Source organism: Streptomyces coeruleoprunus (genome assembly GCF_039542925.1).
GTDB lineage: Bacteria > Actinomycetota > Actinomycetes > Streptomycetales > Streptomycetaceae > Streptomyces > Streptomyces coeruleoprunus.
On record NZ_BAABIT010000001.1, the window covers coordinates 4,203,652 to 4,220,287 of the forward strand.

At 74.2% G+C, this 16,636-nt stretch carries 15 protein-coding genes and 1 pseudogene; 13 read left to right on the forward strand and 3 right to left on the reverse strand.

Annotated features, from left to right (window positions below):
• Positions 1 to 67 precede the first annotated feature (67 nt).
• Positions 68 to 835, forward strand: a complete 768-nt coding sequence (locus tag ABEB09_RS18815) for an MBL fold metallo-hydrolase (RefSeq protein WP_345691084.1) — start codon at positions 68 to 70, stop codon at positions 833 to 835.
• 19 nt (positions 836 to 854) lie between these two features.
• Here ABEB09_RS18815 and ABEB09_RS18820 read toward each other — a convergent pair.
• Positions 855 to 965, reverse strand: a pseudogene (locus tag ABEB09_RS18820) (dihydrofolate reductase family protein); the annotation flags it as partial.
• A 105-nt stretch (positions 966 to 1,070) separates the two neighbouring features.
• On the opposite strand from ABEB09_RS18820, the gene ABEB09_RS18825 reads away from it, so the two are divergent.
• From ABEB09_RS18825 to ABEB09_RS18855, 7 genes are read left to right on the forward strand one after another with little or no spacing between them, the layout of a single operon-like run.
• Positions 1,071 to 1,868 (forward strand): TIGR03084 family metal-binding protein, encoded by a 798-nt coding sequence (locus tag ABEB09_RS18825; protein WP_345691085.1) that lies wholly within the window; start codon positions 1,071 to 1,073, stop codon positions 1,866 to 1,868.
• 50 nt (positions 1,869 to 1,918) lie between these two features.
• On the forward strand, positions 1,919 to 3,586 hold the full coding sequence (locus tag ABEB09_RS18830; protein ID WP_345693985.1) for an acyclic terpene utilization AtuA family protein: 1,668 nt from the start codon (positions 1,919 to 1,921) through the stop codon (positions 3,584 to 3,586).
• Positions 3,583 to 5,181 (forward strand): acyl-CoA carboxylase subunit beta, encoded by a 1,599-nt coding sequence (locus ABEB09_RS18835; protein WP_345691086.1) that lies wholly within the window; start codon positions 3,583 to 3,585, stop codon positions 5,179 to 5,181. Before ABEB09_RS18830 ends, ABEB09_RS18835 begins: the two co-directional genes overlap by 4 nt.
• Positions 5,182 to 5,189: 8 nt before the next feature.
• Positions 5,190 to 7,088, forward strand: coding sequence for an acetyl/propionyl/methylcrotonyl-CoA carboxylase subunit alpha (locus ABEB09_RS18840; protein WP_345691087.1), 1,899 nt, complete (start codon positions 5,190 to 5,192; stop codon positions 7,086 to 7,088).
• Positions 7,085 to 8,227 (forward strand): acyl-CoA dehydrogenase family protein, encoded by a 1,143-nt coding sequence (locus tag ABEB09_RS18845; RefSeq protein ID WP_345691088.1) that lies wholly within the window; start codon positions 7,085 to 7,087, stop codon positions 8,225 to 8,227. The genes ABEB09_RS18840 and ABEB09_RS18845 overlap by 4 nt, the downstream gene beginning before the upstream one ends.
• Before the next feature lie 29 nt (positions 8,228 to 8,256).
• Positions 8,257 to 8,988: an enoyl-CoA hydratase family protein gene (locus ABEB09_RS18850; RefSeq protein ID WP_345691089.1), complete on the forward strand. Its 732-nt coding sequence runs from the start codon at positions 8,257 to 8,259 to the stop codon at positions 8,986 to 8,988.
• Entirely contained in the window at positions 8,976 to 9,569 is a 594-nt protein-coding gene (locus tag ABEB09_RS18855) for a TetR/AcrR family transcriptional regulator (protein ID WP_345691090.1), read from the forward strand. The genes ABEB09_RS18850 and ABEB09_RS18855 overlap by 13 nt, the downstream gene beginning before the upstream one ends.
• A gap of 78 nt (positions 9,570 to 9,647) precedes the next feature.
• On the opposite strand, the gene ABEB09_RS18860 is transcribed toward ABEB09_RS18855, so the two are convergent.
• Positions 9,648 to 10,748 carry a citrate synthase 2 gene (locus tag ABEB09_RS18860; protein WP_345691091.1) on the reverse strand — a complete coding sequence of 367 codons (1,101 nt, stop codon included), beginning with the start codon at positions 10,746 to 10,748 and terminating at the stop codon, positions 9,648 to 9,650.
• 165 nt (positions 10,749 to 10,913) lie between these two features.
• On the opposite strand from ABEB09_RS18860, the gene pdxH reads away from it, so the two are divergent.
• From pdxH to ABEB09_RS18875, 3 genes are all read left to right on the forward strand, one after another.
• Entirely contained in the window at positions 10,914 to 11,600 is a 687-nt protein-coding gene (pdxH, locus tag ABEB09_RS18865; protein WP_345693986.1) for a pyridoxamine 5'-phosphate oxidase, read from the forward strand.
• Between the two features lie 339 nt (positions 11,601 to 11,939).
• A complete protein-coding gene (locus ABEB09_RS18870; protein ID WP_345691092.1) occupies positions 11,940 to 13,268 on the forward strand; it encodes a PAS domain-containing protein in 1,329 nt (442 codons plus the stop codon).
• 89 nt (positions 13,269 to 13,357) lie between these two features.
• Complete coding sequence (locus ABEB09_RS18875; protein WP_345691093.1) at positions 13,358 to 13,534, forward strand: hypothetical protein; 177 nt, start codon at positions 13,358 to 13,360, stop codon at positions 13,532 to 13,534.
• Positions 13,535 to 13,591: 57 nt separating this feature from the next.
• Here ABEB09_RS18875 and ABEB09_RS18880 read toward each other — a convergent pair whose 3' ends face one another.
• Entirely contained in the window at positions 13,592 to 14,347 is a 756-nt protein-coding gene (locus ABEB09_RS18880; protein WP_345691094.1) for an SIS domain-containing protein, read from the reverse strand.
• A 154-nt stretch (positions 14,348 to 14,501) separates the two neighbouring features.
• On the opposite strand from ABEB09_RS18880, the gene ABEB09_RS18885 reads away from it, so the two are divergent.
• On the forward strand, positions 14,502 to 15,194 hold the full coding sequence (locus ABEB09_RS18885; RefSeq protein WP_345691095.1) for an iron-dependent transcriptional repressor DtxR: 693 nt from the start codon (positions 14,502 to 14,504) through the stop codon (positions 15,192 to 15,194).
• Between the two features lie 436 nt (positions 15,195 to 15,630).
• Positions 15,631 to 16,497 carry an alpha/beta fold hydrolase gene (locus ABEB09_RS18890; RefSeq protein ID WP_345691096.1) on the forward strand — a complete coding sequence of 289 codons (867 nt, stop codon included), beginning with the start codon at positions 15,631 to 15,633 and terminating at the stop codon, positions 16,495 to 16,497.
• Positions 16,498 to 16,636: the final 139 nt, after the last annotated feature.

Genomic DNA, 16,636 nt, shown 5'->3' on the forward strand with positions numbered 1-16,636 from the left:
CCCGAAGGGCCGGCGGTCGCGAAGAAGCCCTCACCTGCCCCTGGTTCACGCGTTCTAGACTCCCCGGATGACCGGCGATCCTTTCCGCCTCACCGTCCTGGGAAGCGCGACGCCCTACCCGAGCGTCGACAACCCGTGCTCCGGCTATCTGGTCTCCGGCGGACGAACCCACATCTGGGTGGACGCGGGCACCGGGACGCTCGCCCGACTCCAGCGGTACGTCCGGCTGGACGAGCTGGACGCGATCTGGATCTCGCACCTGCACGCCGACCACAGCGCCGACCTGCTGACCGCGTACTACGGCGCGCTCTTCGCGGACGTCCAACTGGCCGCGCCCATCCCGCTGTTCGGTCCGCCCGGCATCGCCGACCGGCTGGCCCACTTCCTCACCAACACCGCGACCCGCAGCCCCGTCGAGTCGGCCTTCGCCGTCCAGGAGCTGCACGACGGGCATCGGGCGCGGGTCGGCGCGTTCACGCTGACCAGCCGGGCGGTGGCCCACGGAATCCCGGCCTTCGCCGTCCGTTTCGAGGCCCGGGACCGTTCGCTGGTCTACTCCGGGGACACCGCTCCCTGCGCCACCCTCACGAAGCTGGCGGAGGCCTGCGACGTGCTGCTGTGCGAGGCCGACAGCGCGCAGGCGCCGGCCGGGGAGGATCGGGTCCACCACACGCCCGAGGACGCCGGCGAGACGGCCCGCGCGGCCGGGGCGGGCCGGCTGATCGTCACGCACGTCGGCCCGTTCCTCACGCCGGAGGAGGCGGTGGCCCGGGCGGCGACCCGGTTCGACGGCCCCGTGGACCACGCCGCGCCCGGCGCCGCCTTCTCCGTCTGACCAGCGGCGAACCCTCCTGTCACCTCCGCCGGAACAGGTGGTGCGTCACCCCGCTCGGGCTGGGCACGACCTCCAGGTGGAACCGGTCGAGCGGCTCGTCGGGCGATTCCCGCAACCGCAGCCCCTGGCCCGAGCTGGAAAACTCGTCGGCGCAATCCAAGCAATCATGCTTGATTGTTTTCTTCGTCGGTGCCATGCTCCGGGGCACACCGCCGTGCCCCGGAAGGAGCGCACCGTGTCCGACCCCGCCGTCGGCCTCCGCGCCGTGCTGGACGACCTGCGTGACGAGAGCGACGAACTGGACCGGCTCGTCGCCGGGCTGCGGCCCGAGGAGTGGGCCACCCCGACCCCCGCCCCGCGCTGGAGCGTCGCCCACCAGATCGCGCACCTCGCCTGGACCGACGAGGTCGCGCTGCTCGCCGCCACCGACCCGGACGCCTTCGCCGCCCATGTCGCCGAGGCCGCCGCCGCGCCCGACACGTTCGTCGACGCGGGGGCGGACGCGGTCGCGGGCCGGCCGCCCGACGCGCTGCTCGCCCGGTGGCGGGCCTCCCGTGCCCGCCTGGCCGACGTGCTGGGGGAGGCGCGGGCCCGTATCCCCTGGTACGGGCCGCCCATGAGCGCCACCGCCCTCGCCACGGCCCGGCTCATGGAGACCTGGGCCCACGGGCAGGACGTGGCCGACGCGCTCGGCGTCGTGCGGGCGCCCACCGCGCGCCTGCGGCACGTCGCCTGGATCGGCGTCCGCGCCCGCGACTACGCCTTCGCCGTACGGGGGCTCACCCCGGCCGCCGAGCCCTTCCGGGTCGAACTCGACGCGCACGACGGCACCTTGTGGGCGTACGGCCCCGAAGACGCCGCCCAGCGCGTCACAGGGCGCGCCCTCGACTTCTGCCTCCTCGTCACCCGGCGCGCCCACCGCGCCGACCTCGCCGTCCACGCCGAAGGGCCCGACGCCGGCCGGTGGCTGGACATCGCCCAGGCCTTCGCCGGCCCCCCGGGAGCCGGGCGGCCGCCCAAGGAGGCCCGGTGAAGCCCGCAGCCGAAGCCGGCCCCGTGAAGCCCGCGACCGAAGCCGGCCCCGTGAAGCCCCTCCGTATCGGCAACGCCTCCGGCTTCTACGGCGACCGCTTCGACGCCGTCCGCGACATGCTCACCGGCGGTGAACTCGACGTCCTCACCGGCGACTACCTCGCCGAGCTGACCCTCCTCATCCTCGGCCGCGACCGGCTCAAGGACCCGTCCCTCGGGTACGCCAAGACCTTCCTGCGGCAGATGGAGGAGGGCCTGGGGCTCGCCCACGAGCGGGGCGTGCGCATCGTCACCAACGCCGGTGGCCTCAACCCCGCCGGCCTCGCCGGCGCCCTGCGCGAACTGGCCGGCCGGCTCGGGCTGCCCGTGCGCGTCGCCCACGTCGAGGGCGACCGGCTGCCCACGCCGCCCGGCGCCCTGGCCGCCCACGCCTACCTCGGCGGCGCCGGGATCGCCGCCTGCCTGGAAGCGGGCGCCGACGTCGTGGTCACCGGGCGGGTCACCGACGCCGCCCTCGTCACCGGGCCCGCCGCCGCCCACTTCGGCTGGGGCCCGGACGCGTACGACGCGCTCGCGGGCGCCGTCGTCGCCGGTCACGTCCTGGAGTGCGGCACCCAGGCCACCGGCGGGAACCACCCGCACTTCACGCGCTACGACGTACGCCGCCCCGGCTTCCCGCTCGCCGAGGTCCACGCCGACGGCACCGCCGTCATCACCAAGCACCCCGGCACCGGCGGCGCCGTCGACCCGGCCACCGTCACCGCCCAACTGCTCTACGAGACGGCGGGCGCCCGCTACGCCGGGCCCGACGTGACCGCCCGCCTCGACACCGTACGGCTCACCCAGGACGGCCCCGACCGGGTGCGGATCAGCGGCGTACGCGGCGAGGCGCCCCCGCCCACCCTCAAGGCCGGCGTCAACCGGCTCGGCGGCTGGCGCAACGAGGTCGTGTTCGTCCTCACCGGACTCGACATCGACGCCAAGGCCCGGCTCGTGCGGGAGCAGCTGGCCCACGCCCTCGGCAGGACCGCGCACGTTCGGTGGGAGCTGGTCCGCACCGACCGGGAGGACGCCGACACCGAGGAGACCGCCAGCGCTCTGCTCCGCCTCGTCGTGCGCGACGACGACCCCGATGTCGTCGGCCGCGCGTTCAGCGGCGCCGCCGTCGAGCTGGCCCTCGGCAGCTACCCCGGCTTCCACGTGACCGCCCCACCGGCCGAACCGGCCCCCTACGGGGTCTTCGAGGCGGTGTACGTCGACCCCGCGGACGTCACCCAGACCGCCGTCCTGCCCGACGGGCGAAGGGTCGACATCGCGCACCCCGCCCGCACCCGCGCCCTGGAACCCGTACCCGAACCCCCGCTCCCGCCGCCGCTGCCCCCGGGCCCCACCCGGCGGGCGCCCCTCGGGCTCGTCGCCGGGGCCCGCAGCGGTGACAAGGGCGGCGACGCGAACGTCGGCGTCTGGGCCGAGACCGACGGGGCCTGGCGCTGGCTCGCGCACACCCTGACCGTCGAGCACTTCCGCGCCCTGCTGCCGGAGACGCGGGCCCTGGCCGTCGCCCGCCACGTCCTGCCGAACCTCCGCGCCCTCAACTTCACCGTCACCGGCCTCCTCGGCGAAGGCGTCGCCGCGCAGGCGCGGTTCGACCCCCAGGCCAAGGCGCTCGGCGAGTGGCTGCGCGCCCGCCACACGGACATCCCGGAGGCCCTGCTGTGACCGTCCTCAGCTCCGCCCTCGACCCGGCATCCGAGGAGTACGCCACCCACCGTCGCGCCATGCTGGCCAAACTTGACGAGCTGAACGCGGAGCATGCCAAAGCGCTCCAAGGGGGCGGCCCCAAGTACATCGAGAGGCACCGCGCCCGCGGCAAGCTCCTCGCGCGCGAGCGCATCGAGCTGCTGCTCGACCCCGACACCCCGTTCCTCGAACTGTCCCCGCTCGCCGCCTGGGGCTCCGACCACACCGTCGGCGCGTCCCTCGTCACCGGCATCGGCACCGTCGAGGGCGTCGAGTGCCTGATCACCGCCAACGACCCGACCGTACGCGGCGGCGCCTCCAACCCCTGGACCCTCAAAAAGGCCCTGCGCGCCAACGAGATCGCGTACGCCAACCGGCTCCCCGTCATCTCGCTCGTCGAGTCCGGCGGCGCCGATCTGCCGTCCCAGAAGGAGATCTTCATCCCCGGCGGCGCCCTGTTCCGCGACCTGACCCGGCTGTCCGCCGCCGGCATCCCCACCGTCGCCGTCGTGTTCGGCAACTCCACCGCCGGCGGCGCCTACATCCCCGGCATGTCCGACCACACCGTCATGATCAAGGAGCGGTCGAAGGTCTTCCTCGGCGGACCGCCCCTGGTGAAGATGGCCACCGGCGAGGAGAGCGACGACGAGTCGCTGGGCGGCGCGGAGATGCACGCCCGCACCTCCGGCCTCGCCGACCACTACGCCCTCGACGAGCCGGACGCGCTGCGCCGGGCCCGCCGGATCGTCGCCCGCCTCAACCACCGCAAGGCCCACCCGGTCCCCGGCCCGTACGAGCCGCCCGCGTACGACGGGGAGGAACTCCTCGGCATCGTCCCCGCCGACCTCAAGACCCCCTTCGACCCGCGCGAGGTCATCGCCCGGATCGTCGACGGCTCCGACTTCGACGAGTTCAAGCCGCTGTACGGGACGAGCCTCGCCACCGGCTGGGCCACCCTCCACGGCTATCCGGTCGGCGTCCTCGCGAACGCGCAAGGGGTGTTGTTCAGCGCCGAGTCCCAGAAGGCCGCCCAGTTCATCCAACTGGCCAACCAGCGCGACATCCCCCTCCTCTTCCTGCACAACACCACCGGCTACATGGTCGGGAAGGAGTACGAGCAGGGCGGCATCATCAAGCACGGCGCGATGATGATCAACGCGGTGGCCAATTCGCGGGTCCCCCACCTGTCCGTCCTCATGGGCGCCTCCTACGGCGCCGGCCACTACGGCATGTGCGGCCGGGCCTACGACCCGCGCTTCCTCTTCGCCTGGCCCGGCGCCAAGTCCGCCGTCATGGGCCCGCAGCAGCTCGCCGGCGTCCTGTCGATCGTGGCCCGGCAGTCCGCCGCCGCGAAGGGCCGGCCGTACGACGAGGACGGCGACGCGGCCCTGCGCGCCCTGGTCGAGCAGCAGATCGAGGCCGAGTCCCTGCCGATGTTCCTGTCCGGGCGGCTGTACGACGACGGGGTCATCGACCCGCGCGACACCCGTACCGTCCTCGGGCTGTGCCTGTCGGCGATCCACACCGCACCGGTCGAGGGCGCACGCGGCGGCTTCGGCGTCTTCAGGATGTGAGGCACCCCATGATCCGGACCCTCCTCGTGGCGAACCGCGGCGAGATCGCCTGCCGCGTCTTCCGTACCTGCCGCGACCTGGGCATCGCCACCGTCGCCGTGCACTCCGACCCCGACGCGGGCGCCCTGCACGTACGGCGGGCCGACGCGGCGGTACGGCTGCCGGGCGCGGCCCCCGCCGACACGTACCTGCGCGGCGACCTCGTCGTGAAGGCCGCCCTCGCGGCGGGCGCGGACGCCGTCCACCCCGGCTACGGCTTCCTGTCGGAGAACGCCGATTTCGCGCGGGCCGTCCTCGACGCGGGCCTCGTGTGGATCGGGCCGCCGCCCGAGGCCATCGAGGCGATGGCGTCCAAGACCCGCGCCAAGAAGCTCCTCGGCGTCGCCTCCCTGGAGCGCGTCACCGCCGGCGACCTGCCCGTCCTGGTCAAGGCGGCGGCCGGAGGAGGCGGGCGCGGCATGCGCGTGGTCCGCGAACTCGCCGATCTCCCAGCGGCGTTGGAGGCGGCACGCGCCGAGGCGCTGAGCGCCTTCGGGGACGGCGAGGTGTTCGTCGAGCCGTACGTGGAGGGCGGCCGCCACGTCGAGGTGCAGATCCTCGCCGACACCCACGGCACGGTCTGGCCGCTCGGCACCCGCGACTGCTCCCTCCAGCGCCGCCACCAGAAGGTCGTCGAGGAGGCCCCGGCGCCCGGACTGCCGCAGCGGCTCACCGAGTCGCTGTACGAGACGGCCGTACGGGCCGCCCGCGCCACCGGGTACACCGGCGCGGGCACCGTCGAGTTCCTCGTCGCCGCCGACGGCACCGCCCACTTCCTGGAGATGAACACCCGCCTCCAGGTGGAACACCCCGTCACCGAGGCGCTCCACGGCATCGACCTGGTGGCCCAGCAGATCCGGATCGCCGAGGGCGCCGCGCTCGACGCCGAGCCGCCGCGGCCGCGCGGCCACGCGGTCGAGGCCCGCCTGTACGCCGAGGACCCCGCCGCCGGCTGGACCCCGCAGACGGGTGTGCTGCACCGCCTGGCCTTCCCCGACGGCGTACGCGTGGACACCGGGTACGCCGACGGCGACACCATCGGCGTCCACTACGACGCCCTGCTCGCCAAGGCCGTCGCCCACGCCCCCACCCGCGCCGAAGCCGTCCGCGCCCTGGCCCGCGCCCTGGAGTCGGCGGCGGTCCACGGCCCGCCCACCAACCGGGACCTGCTCGTACGGTCCCTGCGCCACCCCGAGTTCACCGAGGGCCGCGCCGACACCGGCTTCTACGACCGCCACCTCGCCGCCCTCACCGCGCCGCCGCCCGGCGAGGCGTACGCGGCCGTCGCCGCCGCCCTCGCCGACGCGGCCGCCCGCCCGGGACCGGGCGCGTGGCGGAACGTTCCGTCCCAGCCGCAGACCAAGACGTACAACGGTCACGAGGTCCGCTACCGCCGCACCCGCGACGGCCACACCCTCGACGACCACCCGGACGTACGGGTCGTGTCGGCCACCCCCGCCGAGGTGCGCCTCGACGTGGGCGGCGTGGTCCGCCCGTACCGCGTCACCGCCTACACCGACCCGCGCACCGCTCACGCCGCCCACGTGGTCCACGTGGACACCCCCACCGGCTCCCACCGCCTCACCCCGCGGCCCCGCTTCCCCGACCCCACCGTCCGCACCGCCCCCGGCTCGCTCCTCGCGCCCATGCCCGGCACCGTCGTCCGCGTCGCGGACGGCCTGCGGGAAGGCGCCCGGGTCGAGGCCGGACAGCCCCTGCTGTGGCTGGAGGCCATGAAGATGGAGCACCGCGTCACCGCTCCCGCCTCCGGCACGCTCACCGCGCTCCACGCCGCACCCGGCCACCAGGTCGAGGTCGGCACCCTGCTCGCCGTCGTATCGCCCGCACAGGAGGAGGACCAGGAATGAGCGTCACCGAAGGCGTCCTGGAGACCGAGGAACAGACCGCCCTGCGCTCGGCCGTCGCCGCGCTCGGCCGGCGGCACGGCCGCGACCACGACCACGAAGCCCTGTGGGCCGAGGCCGGCAAGCTCGGCTACCTCGGCGTGAACCTGCCCGCCGAGTACGGCGGCGGTGGCGCCGGCATGGCGGAACTCTCCCTCGTCCTCGAAGAGCTGGGAGCCGCCGGCTGCCCCCTCCTCATGATGATCGTCTCGCCCGCCATCTGCGGCACGGTCATCGCCCGCTTCGGCACCGACGCGCAGAAGCGCGCCTGGCTGCCCGGCCTCTCCGACGGCAGCCGCACCATGGCCTTCGGCATCACCGAACCCGACGCGGGCTCCAACTCCCACCGCATCACCACCACGGCCCGCAGGGCGGCGGACGGCTGGATCCTCAGCGGCAGCAAGGTGTTCGTCTCGGGCGTCGACATCGCCGACGCGACGCTCATCGTGGGCCGCACCGAGGACGCCCGCACCGGCACCCTCAAGCCCTGCCTGTTCATCGTCCCCCGCGACGCGCCCGGCTTCCACCGCACCCCCATCGACATGGAACTCACCGCCCGCGAGAAGCAGTTCGAGCTGACCCTCGACGAGGTGCGGCTGCCCGCGGACGCGCTCGTCGGCGACGAGGACGCGGGCCTCCTCCAGCTGTTCGCCGGCCTCAACCCCGAGCGGATCATGACGGCTGCGTTCGCGCTCGGCATGGGCCGGTACGCCATCGAGCGGGCCGTGCGGTACGCGAAGGAACGCCAGGTGTGGAAGGCGCCCATCGGCGCCCACCAGGCCATCGCCCACCCCCTCGCCCAGGCCCACATCGAGCTGGAACTCGCCCGCCTGATGATGCGGAAGGCCGCCGTCCTCTACGACGCGGGCGACGACACGGGCGCCGGCGAGGCGGCGAACATGGCCAAGTACGCGGCGGCCGAGGCCTGCGTCAAGGCCGTCGACCAGGCCGTGCACACCCTCGGCGGCAACGGCCTGACCCGCGAGTTCGGCCTCGCCGCCCTCGTCACCGCCTCCCGCGTGGCCCGCATAGCGCCCGTCAGCCGGGAAATGATCCTCAACTACGTCTCGCACCAGACCTTGGGCCTGCCCAAGTCGTACTGAGTGCTGATCACCGCCGGAGGCGAGAGCCCATGACGATCACCACCGCCCACGACCGGGGCATCACCACGCTCACCCTGGACGCCCCGGACACCCGCAACGCCCTCTCGGCCGGCCTCGTCGCGGAGCTGACGGACGCCCTGTCCGGCTGCGCGGGCGACCCCGCGGTCCGGGCGGTGGTGCTCACCCACACCGGCTCCACGTTCAGCGCCGGCGCCGACCTGAAGGCCCCGCCCAGCCCGTACGCCTTCGTGGCGCTGCTCCGGCAGGTCCTGGAACTGCCCAAGCCCGTCGTGGCGAAGGTCGACGGGCACGTACGGGCGGGCGGCATCGGCCTGGTCGCCGCCTGCGACATCGTGGTCGCCTCCCCGGCCTCGGACTTCGCCCTCACCGAGGCCCGCCTCGGCGTGGCCCCCGCGATCATCTCCCTGACGGTCCTGCCCCGCATGGACCCGCGGGCCGCGGCCCGCTACTACCTGACGGGCGAACGCTTCGACGCCGCCGAAGCCGCCCGTACGGGCCTGGTGACCCTCACGGCGGACGACCCCGACAAGGCCGTACCGCCCCTCCTGGACGCCCTGCGCAAGGGCTCGCCGCAGGGGCTGGCCGAGTCGAAACGGCTGGTGGCCGCTAGGGTGCTGGAAACCTTCGAGCGCGACGCGGAGGAACTCGTCCGGCGCTCGGCGACGCTCTTCGCCTCGGCGGAGGCGCGCGAGGGAATGACGGCCTTCCTAGAACGACGGGACCCCGTATGGGCGATCTGAGCGAGGCATCCGCCCGCGCCCCGAAGCAGGACCGCAGCCGCGCCACCCGCCGGCGGCTCCTCGAAGCCGCCGTCGCCTGCCTCGCCGAACGCGGCTGGGCCGGCTCCACGGTCGCGGTCGTCGCCGAACACGCCGGTGTCTCGCGGGGCGCGGCCCAGCACCACTTCCCGACCCGCGAGGACCTCTTCACGGCCGCGGTCGAGTACGTCGCCGAGGAACGCTCGCACGCGCTGCGCGCCCTCACCGGCAAGAGCCGCGCAGACGTCGTCTCGGCCCTCGTCGCCCTCTACACGGGCCCCCTGTTCCGCGCCGCGCTCCACCTGTGGGTCGCCGCGTCCAACGAGGACCAGCTGCGGCCGCGGGTCACCGAACTGGAGGCGCGGGTGGGCCGCGAGACGCACCACATCGCGGTGGAGCTGCTGGGCGCGGACGAATCCCGCCCCGGCGTCCGCGAGACGGTCCAGGGCCTCCTGGACATGGCCCGGGGCCTGGGCCTCGCGACCCTGCTCACGGACGACACGTCCCGCCGCGAACGGGTGGTCGCCCAATGGGCGAAGCTCCTGGACGAGGCGCTGGGGTGAACCGGGCGCGAGGGCGCGTGCGGCGCCCTCGGCCGGTGAGGCGAGGGGGTACCCGCGGAGGGTGCCCCCTCGTCGGCGTCAGGCCGTGATGTCCTCGTGGCCCGGGATCTCCCGGGGGCTGCGGGCGCCCGGGCCGACGTAGCGGGCCGACGGGCGGACCAGGCGGCCCGTGCGCTTCTGCTCCAGGATGTGCGCCGACCACCCCGCCGTACGGGCGCAGGTGAACATGGACGTGAACATGTGCGCCGGGACCTCCGCGAAGTCCAGCACGATGGCCGCCCAGAACTCCACGTTCGTCGCGAGCACCCGGTCCGGGCGCCGGTTGTGCAGCTCCTCCAGCGCCGCCTTCTCCAGCGCCTCCGCGACCTCGAAGCGCGGCGCGCCCAGCTCCTTGGCGGTACGGCGCAGCACCCGGGCGCGCGGGTCCTCCGCGCGGTACACGCGGTGCCCGAAGCCCATCAGGCGCTCGCCCTTGTCGAGGGCCTGGCGCACGTACGCGCCGGCGTCACCGGTCCGCTCGATCTCCTCGATCATGCCGAGGACCCGGGACGGGGCACCGCCGTGCAGCGGCCCGGACATCGCGCCGACGGCACCGGACAGCGCCGCGGCGACGTCCGCGCCGGTCGAGGCGATGACGCGCGCGGTGAACGTCGAGGCGTTCATGCCGTGCTCCGCCGCCGAGGTCCAGTACGCGTCGACCGCCGCCACGTGCTTGGGGTCCGGCTCGCCGCGCCAGCGGATCATGAACCGCTCGACGACGGACTGGGCCTTGTCGATCTCCCGCTGCGGCACCATCGGCAGCCCCTGCCCGCGCGCGCTCTGCGCGACGTACGACAGGGCCATGACGGCCGCGCGGGCGAGGTCGTCGCGGGCCTGCTCGGCATCGATGTCGAGCAGCGGCCGCAGACCCCACACGGGCGCGAGCATGGCCAGCGCGGACTGCACGTCGACGCGGATGTCACCGGAGTGCACCGGGATCGGGAACGGCTCGGCGGGCGGCAGGCCCGGGTTGAAGGCCCCGTCGACCAGCAGGCCCCACACGTTCCCGAAGGAGACGTGGCCCACGAGGTCTTCGATGTCGACGCCCCGGTAGCGAAGCGCACCGCCCTCCTTGTCCGGTTCGGCGATCTCCGTCTCGAACGCGACGACTCCCTCGAGCCCGGGTACGAAGTCGGACATCTTGCGGCTCCTCGTGGTGATGTGTGTGGAGGGAACAGTGACCCAGCGCATGAGTCTGTCGGGTTCCCCCGATGCGGGGAAGCGTGACATCAGGCACACTGCGCCGTTCCGGTCGGGGAGGATTAGCGCCGGTCGATGCCGGGCAGACTTGACCACTGCGGCAGGATGGACGGCGTGACCGACGCTCTCGATCCCACCCTGGACCCCGCTCTCGACCCGGCGCCGATGCGCGAGCAGTACCACACGGCGGAGCTGCGGCAGGCGGACCTCGCGGCCGACCCGATGGAGCAGTTCGCTCGCTGGTTCAAGGAGGCGGCGGCGAGCCCCGAGATCCACGAGCCGAACGCCATGGTCGTGTCGACGGCCACCCCCGACGGCCGCCCGTCGTCCCGCACGGTGCTGCTGAAGCACTACGACGCGCGCGGCTTCGTCTTCTACACCAACCACGGCTCCCGCAAGGGCACCGAGCTGGAGGCCAACCCGCACGCCGCGCTGCTCTTCCCCTGGCACCCGATCGCCCGCCAGGTGCTGGTCACCGGCACGGCGGCCCGGGTGGGGCGCGACGAGACCGCCGCGTACTTCCGCACCCGCCCGCACGGCTCGCAGCTGGGCGCGTGGGCGAGCGAGCAGTCGTCGGTGATCCCCTCCCGGGCGGCGCTGCTGGCCCGGTACGAGGAGCTGGCGGCGCGCTACCCGGAGGACGAGCAGGTGCCGGTGCCGCCGCACTGGGGCGGGTACGTCGTGACGCCGGAGACCGTCGAGTTCTGGCAGGGCCACGAGAACCGGCTGCACGACCGGCTGCGGTACGTGCGGGACGGCGGCGAGTGGCGGGTGGAGCGCCTGTCCCCGTAGAACGGGCGCCCACGCAGAAGCCCGCGGGCTCTGCTCTCTCCTGCTAGCCGGAGAGGTCGGCCGGATGTGCCGACGAGCCCGCGGGCCGGTGACTGCTTGGTGTACGGCAGGAGGCCTGCCGTCATGTGACGACAGGCCTCAGCCCGCAGTCACCTCACGCATCCGAAAAGAAATCACTTCCGGATCACCTCCTTTCTCGTGTGTCCGACACCCTAGGAAGCCCCGCCGCGCGGCTCAACCGAATTTCCGGAACGTGGTGTGTCCTGGGTCACGTTCCAGTTGAATGGCCGGGCACGTGCGGGTGCACGCGCGAGTACACGTCCTGCAGGGGGTGCCGGGATGAGTGCGTCCGGGAGCGATACGGCGAGAGCGGGCGGTGATCTCCTCACCGCGCTGCTGGACGGGATGGACGCGGCGCTGTGCGCGTTCGACGCCGACGGGGTGGTCACCCACTGGAACCGCGAGGCGGAGCGGATACTCGGCTGGCCGGCCGGCGAGGCCGTCGGGCGGCGGGGCCTGTCCGGCTGGGCGGCGCGGCCCGCGGACGCCGCCGACGTCGAGGCCCGGCTGAGGGCGGCGATGGATGCGCCGGGCCGCCGGGTGCACGAGTTCGCGCTGCTCCACAAGAACGGCGGGCGGGTCCTCGTACGGACCCAGGCGGCCGGGGTGCGGGGCGCCGACGGCCGCGCGGCGGGCGTGTACTGCGCGTTCGGCGAAGTGCACGCGCAGCTGGACTTCGAGCGGTCGGTGGCGCTCAGCGAGGCCCTGTTCGACGACGCGTCGTGGGGCGTGGTCGTCGTGGACGCCGACCTGCGCCCCGCCGTCGTGAACGCGCACGCGGCCCGGGCCCTCGGCGTGGGGCGTACGACCCTGCTGGGCCGGCCGCTGGGCGAGGCCGTGCTGCAGGGCGTCGAACAGCTGGAGGCCGCGCTGGAGCACGTCCTGGCGGAGGGAACCCCCCGGTCGCCGGCCGAGCTGTGGGCGACGGTCCGCGCACCGGACGGCGAGCGGCGGCGCTGCTGGCGCAGCGGCTTCCTGCGCCTGGCGTCGCCGCTGTCGCAGGAGCCGGCGCCGCTGGGCGTGGCGTGGCTGTTCCAGGACGTGACGGAGGCGCGGCTGGCCGAGCAGGAGGCGGACCGGCTGCGGTTCCGATCCAGCCAGCTGCACCGGGCGGGCAGCGCGGCGGCCGAGTGCGAGGACCCGCTGGACGCGGCCACGGCGTACCTGGACTTCGCGCTCGCCGGGTTCGCCGACGACGCGTTGCTGGACCTGGTGCGGGGCGACGGGTCGCGCCTGGTGCGGGTCGCGGCCACCCCGGCGGACGCGCCGGGACCCGTGGCACGGGTGGCGGGCGCGGGCCTGCCACTGCCGTACGGTCCCGGGCACCCGGCGCTGCGGGCGCTGGACCGGGTCGGCGCGGTGCGGGCCAGCCACTGGGCGGCCGGCGGGGGCGACGCGGAGGCCGGATGGGCCGCCGAGCGGCACTGGCCGGGGGACGCGGCGCACGCCCTGTGCGCGGTGCTGCGCAGCCGGGGCCGCACGCTGGGCGTGGTCACGTTCCTCCGCTCGGCGAGCCGGCCCGCCTTCGAGCGCCCCGACGTGGCGTACGCGGAGAGCGTCGCCGTGCGCGTGGCGGCGTCCGTGGACCTCGCGCAGCCGGCGGTGTGACGGGCCGGGCGCCGGGAGCGGAGGCAGACTGAAAGGGTCCGAAGGACCGACGGCTGCCGCCGAGAGGGCGCATGGTCGGGAGGCACAGCATGAGTGAGCAGATGCCGTACGACATTCCGTACGGGACACCGTCCCAGGCCGAGGGCGAGGACCCGGACGACACCACGGCGATCGGCGGGCGTCACCCGGACGTCTCGCGCACGACCCCTTCGCAGGCGGAGGGCGAACGAGGCCCGGAACAGGAGGAGACGGGCCCGGCCGACTGACGACCGCGCCGGCCCGCGGGCGCGGGCACCGCCCCGACGCCGCGCCCGACGGCCGGCTCAGCGCCGGTAGAAGATGCGGTCGGCGTACTCGTCCATCACGCGGCCGTTCCACTCGTGGCCGCCGTCGACGTTGCCGGAGCGCAGCAGCGGCGGCTCGATGCCGCGCCGGACCAGCTCCTCGGCCGCGGCGGCCATGGTGGCCTGCATCAGCGCGCTGGTCACGACCGTCGAGGCGGGCGCGAAGGGCGCCTCGATGCCCTCGTACGTCAGCTCCGCGTCGCCGACCGCGATGTGGGAGTCCAGGACGATGTCGCAGTGGTCCTTGAGGAACGTGCCCGACGCGTGCCGCGACCTGGTCTCCTTCGCGTACGCCAGCGACGTCACGCCGACGACGGTCAGGCCGAGGGCGCGGGCGTTCTGCGCCATCTCGACGGGCAGGGCGTTGCGCCCCGACAGGGAGACGACGAACAGCAGGTCGCCGGAGCGGGCCGGAGAGGAGTCCAGGACGGCGCCCGCGAGCCCGTCCACCCGCTCCAGGGCGGAGCCGAGCGTCGCCGGCATGACGTCGACGCCCACCACCCCCGGCACGGCCAGCAGGTTCACGACGGCCAGGCCGCCCGCCCGGTAGACGACGTCCTGGGCGGGCAGCGAGGAGTGCCCGGCGCCGAACGTGAACAGACGGCCGCCCGAGGCGACGGTGTCGGCGACGGCGGCGCCGGCGGCGGTGACGTTCCCCGCCTCCTCGTCGCGCACCCGCTGCAGCAGACCGATCGCGGCGTCGAAGAACTGACCGGCCAGCTTGCTGTCGCCCATCGGCGTGCTCCCCTCGTCGTGTCGCGGATCACGTTGCGGTCTGGACCATTGCTGTGTCAATAGCGCCCGCGGTCCGCCGGGCACGGTTCTCACCGGGATGCGTAAGAATTGACTCCGGGGCCGCCGCAGGAATGTCACGCATCGAGGGGCACGTATGTCCGGACTGATCGACACCACGGAGATGTATCTCCGCACCATCCTCGAGCTGGAGGAGGAAGGTGTGGTGCCCATGCGCGCCCGCATCGCCGAGCGGCTCGACCAGAGCGGCCCGACGGTCAGCCAGACGGTCGCCCGTATGGAGCGCGACGGTCTGGTGACGGTCGCCGGCGACCGCCACCTGGAGCTGACCGAGGAGGGCCGCAGGCTCGCCACGCGCGTGATGCGCAAGCACCGGCTCGCCGAGTGCCTCCTCGTCGACGTCATCGGCCTGGAGTGGGAGCAGGTCCACGCCGAGGCGTGCCGCTGGGAGCACGTGATGAGCGAGGCGGTCGAGCGCCGCGTCCTGGAGCTGCTGCGCCACCCGACGGAGTCGCCGTACGGCAACCCGATCCCGGGCCTGGAGGAGCTGGGCGAGAAGGCCGAGGCCGACCCGTTCCTGGACGAGAACATGGTGTCGCTGTCCGAGCTGGACCCGGGCACCGAGGGCAAGACCGTGGTGGTGCGCCGCATCGGCGAGCCGATCCAGACGGACGCCCAGCTGATGTACACGCTGCGCCGCGCCGGAGTGCAGCCCGGCTCGGTGGTGAGCGTCACCGAGTCGCCCGGCGGTGTGCTGGTCGGCAGCAGCGGCGAGGCCGCGGAACTGGACGCCGACGTCGCCTCGCACGTCTTCGTCGCCAAGCGCTGACACCCTCACACCCGGCGCCGGGCATTCGTGCGGAACGCCAGCGCCCGGCCGCCGGGCGTGCCACGCTTGACTGCAGGCATATGTGCGCGAGCCGGGGCCTCGCCCGTCGGGGCCTGGGGAGGGGAGCTGCGCGATGCGTCCGCCGTCCGCATCGAAGCGCACGTCCACGCACGGAGAAGGCCCCGGTGCCGTCCGGCACCGGGGCCTGTCCTCCCCTGCGCTGACCCGGAGCCCCGAGCTCTCAGGGTCAATCCCGTCGGACCTCTTTCCCCGAGCGGTCCGCCTCCCGCTGAAGATCTCCCCTCGGCAGAGGCCGTCAACCCTTGAGCAGGGTCACTCGAACGAGCGGTGTTATGCCCGAGACCCCCACTTCCGAATGCCAGTTCGATAATCTTGCGGGGGTCGTCCGACGTGACAGAAGGGGGTGCCAGGACACATGGTGCGACGTTTCGATCTGACCGGAGCCGACGGTGTACGCCTCGCGGCCTGGGAGTTCGCCGACCCGCCCAAGGGGCCCGGCGACGACGGCACCGAGCCCGCGCCCGGCGTCTTACTCCTCCACGGACTGATGGGCCGCGCCGGCCACTGGGCGACCACCGCCCGCTGGCTGTCCGAGCGGCAGCGGGCCGTGGCCCTGGACCAGCGCGGCCACGGCCACAGCGACAAGCCGTCCGACGGCCCGTACACCCGCGAGGCCTACGTCGCGGACGCGGCCGCGGCGATCGAACAGCTCGGCCTCGCCCCCGTCACCCTCATCGGCCACTCCATGGGCGCCCTCACCGCCTGGCAACTCGCCGCGGAGCGCCCCGACCTGGTGCGCGCCCTGGTGATCAGCGACATGCGGGCCTCGGCGCTCGGCGCCGCTTCCCAGCGCGAGTGGGAGAGCTGGTTCCGTACCTGGCCCGTTCCCTTCGCCACGCTCGCCGACGTCCGCAAGTGGTTCGGCGAGGACGACCCGCGGGTGGAGCGCCCCAACCCGGCGCGCGGCGAGTTCTTCGCCGAGGTCATGACCGAGTCCCCGGACGGCTGGCGCCCCGTGTTCTCCCCGCAGCAGATGCTCGCCGCGCGTGAGACCTGGGTCCACGACGCGCACTGGGACACGCTCGCCCAGGTCCGCTGCCCGACCCTCGTCGTCCGCGGCCTCGACGGCGAACTGGGCCGCGCGGAGGCCCAGGAAATGGTCCGCGTCCTGCCCCACGGCCAGTACGCCGAGGTCCCGGACGCGGGCCACTACATCCACTACGACCGGCCAGACGCCTGGCGCACAGCTGTGGAGCCGTTCCTGGAGTCGACGACCCCCTGACCCCACCGGGGTGGGGCCGCCCACGGACGGGACGGTCCCACCCACCCAACCCCCACCGGCGGTGAGCCGCCCACGGGCGGGCGGTCCCACCCACCCCACCCCCGGACCCACCCACCATCGTGGCGCGCAAGGGGCGGGC

Excerpts from the sequence above, each read along its gene's own strand:
- ABEB09_RS18815 (WP_345691084.1), top strand. The coding sequence starts at position 68 with ATGACCGGCGATCCTTTCCGCCTCACCGTCCTGGGAAGCGCGACGCCC.
- ABEB09_RS18840 (WP_345691087.1), top strand. The coding sequence starts at position 5,190 with ATGATCCGGACCCTCCTCGTGGCGAACCGCGGCGAGATCGCCTGCCGC.
- ABEB09_RS18845 (WP_345691088.1), top strand. The coding sequence starts at position 7,085 with ATGAGCGTCACCGAAGGCGTCCTGGAGACCGAGGAACAGACCGCCCTG.
- ABEB09_RS18850 (WP_345691089.1), top strand. The coding sequence starts at position 8,257 with ATGACGATCACCACCGCCCACGACCGGGGCATCACCACGCTCACCCTG.
- ABEB09_RS18855 (WP_345691090.1), top strand. The coding sequence starts at position 8,976 with ATGGGCGATCTGAGCGAGGCATCCGCCCGCGCCCCGAAGCAGGACCGC.
- ABEB09_RS18860 (WP_345691091.1), bottom strand. The coding sequence starts at position 10,748 with ATGTCCGACTTCGTACCCGGGCTCGAGGGAGTCGTCGCGTTCGAGACG.
- pdxH (WP_345693986.1), top strand. The coding sequence starts at position 10,914 with ATGGACGGCGTGACCGACGCTCTCGATCCCACCCTGGACCCCGCTCTC.
- ABEB09_RS18870 (WP_345691092.1), top strand. The coding sequence starts at position 11,940 with ATGAGTGCGTCCGGGAGCGATACGGCGAGAGCGGGCGGTGATCTCCTC.
- ABEB09_RS18875 (WP_345691093.1), top strand. The coding sequence starts at position 13,358 with ATGAGTGAGCAGATGCCGTACGACATTCCGTACGGGACACCGTCCCAG.
- ABEB09_RS18880 (WP_345691094.1), bottom strand. The coding sequence starts at position 14,347 with ATGGGCGACAGCAAGCTGGCCGGTCAGTTCTTCGACGCCGCGATCGGT.
- ABEB09_RS18885 (WP_345691095.1), top strand. The coding sequence starts at position 14,502 with ATGTCCGGACTGATCGACACCACGGAGATGTATCTCCGCACCATCCTC.
- ABEB09_RS18890 (WP_345691096.1), top strand. The coding sequence starts at position 15,631 with ATGGTGCGACGTTTCGATCTGACCGGAGCCGACGGTGTACGCCTCGCG.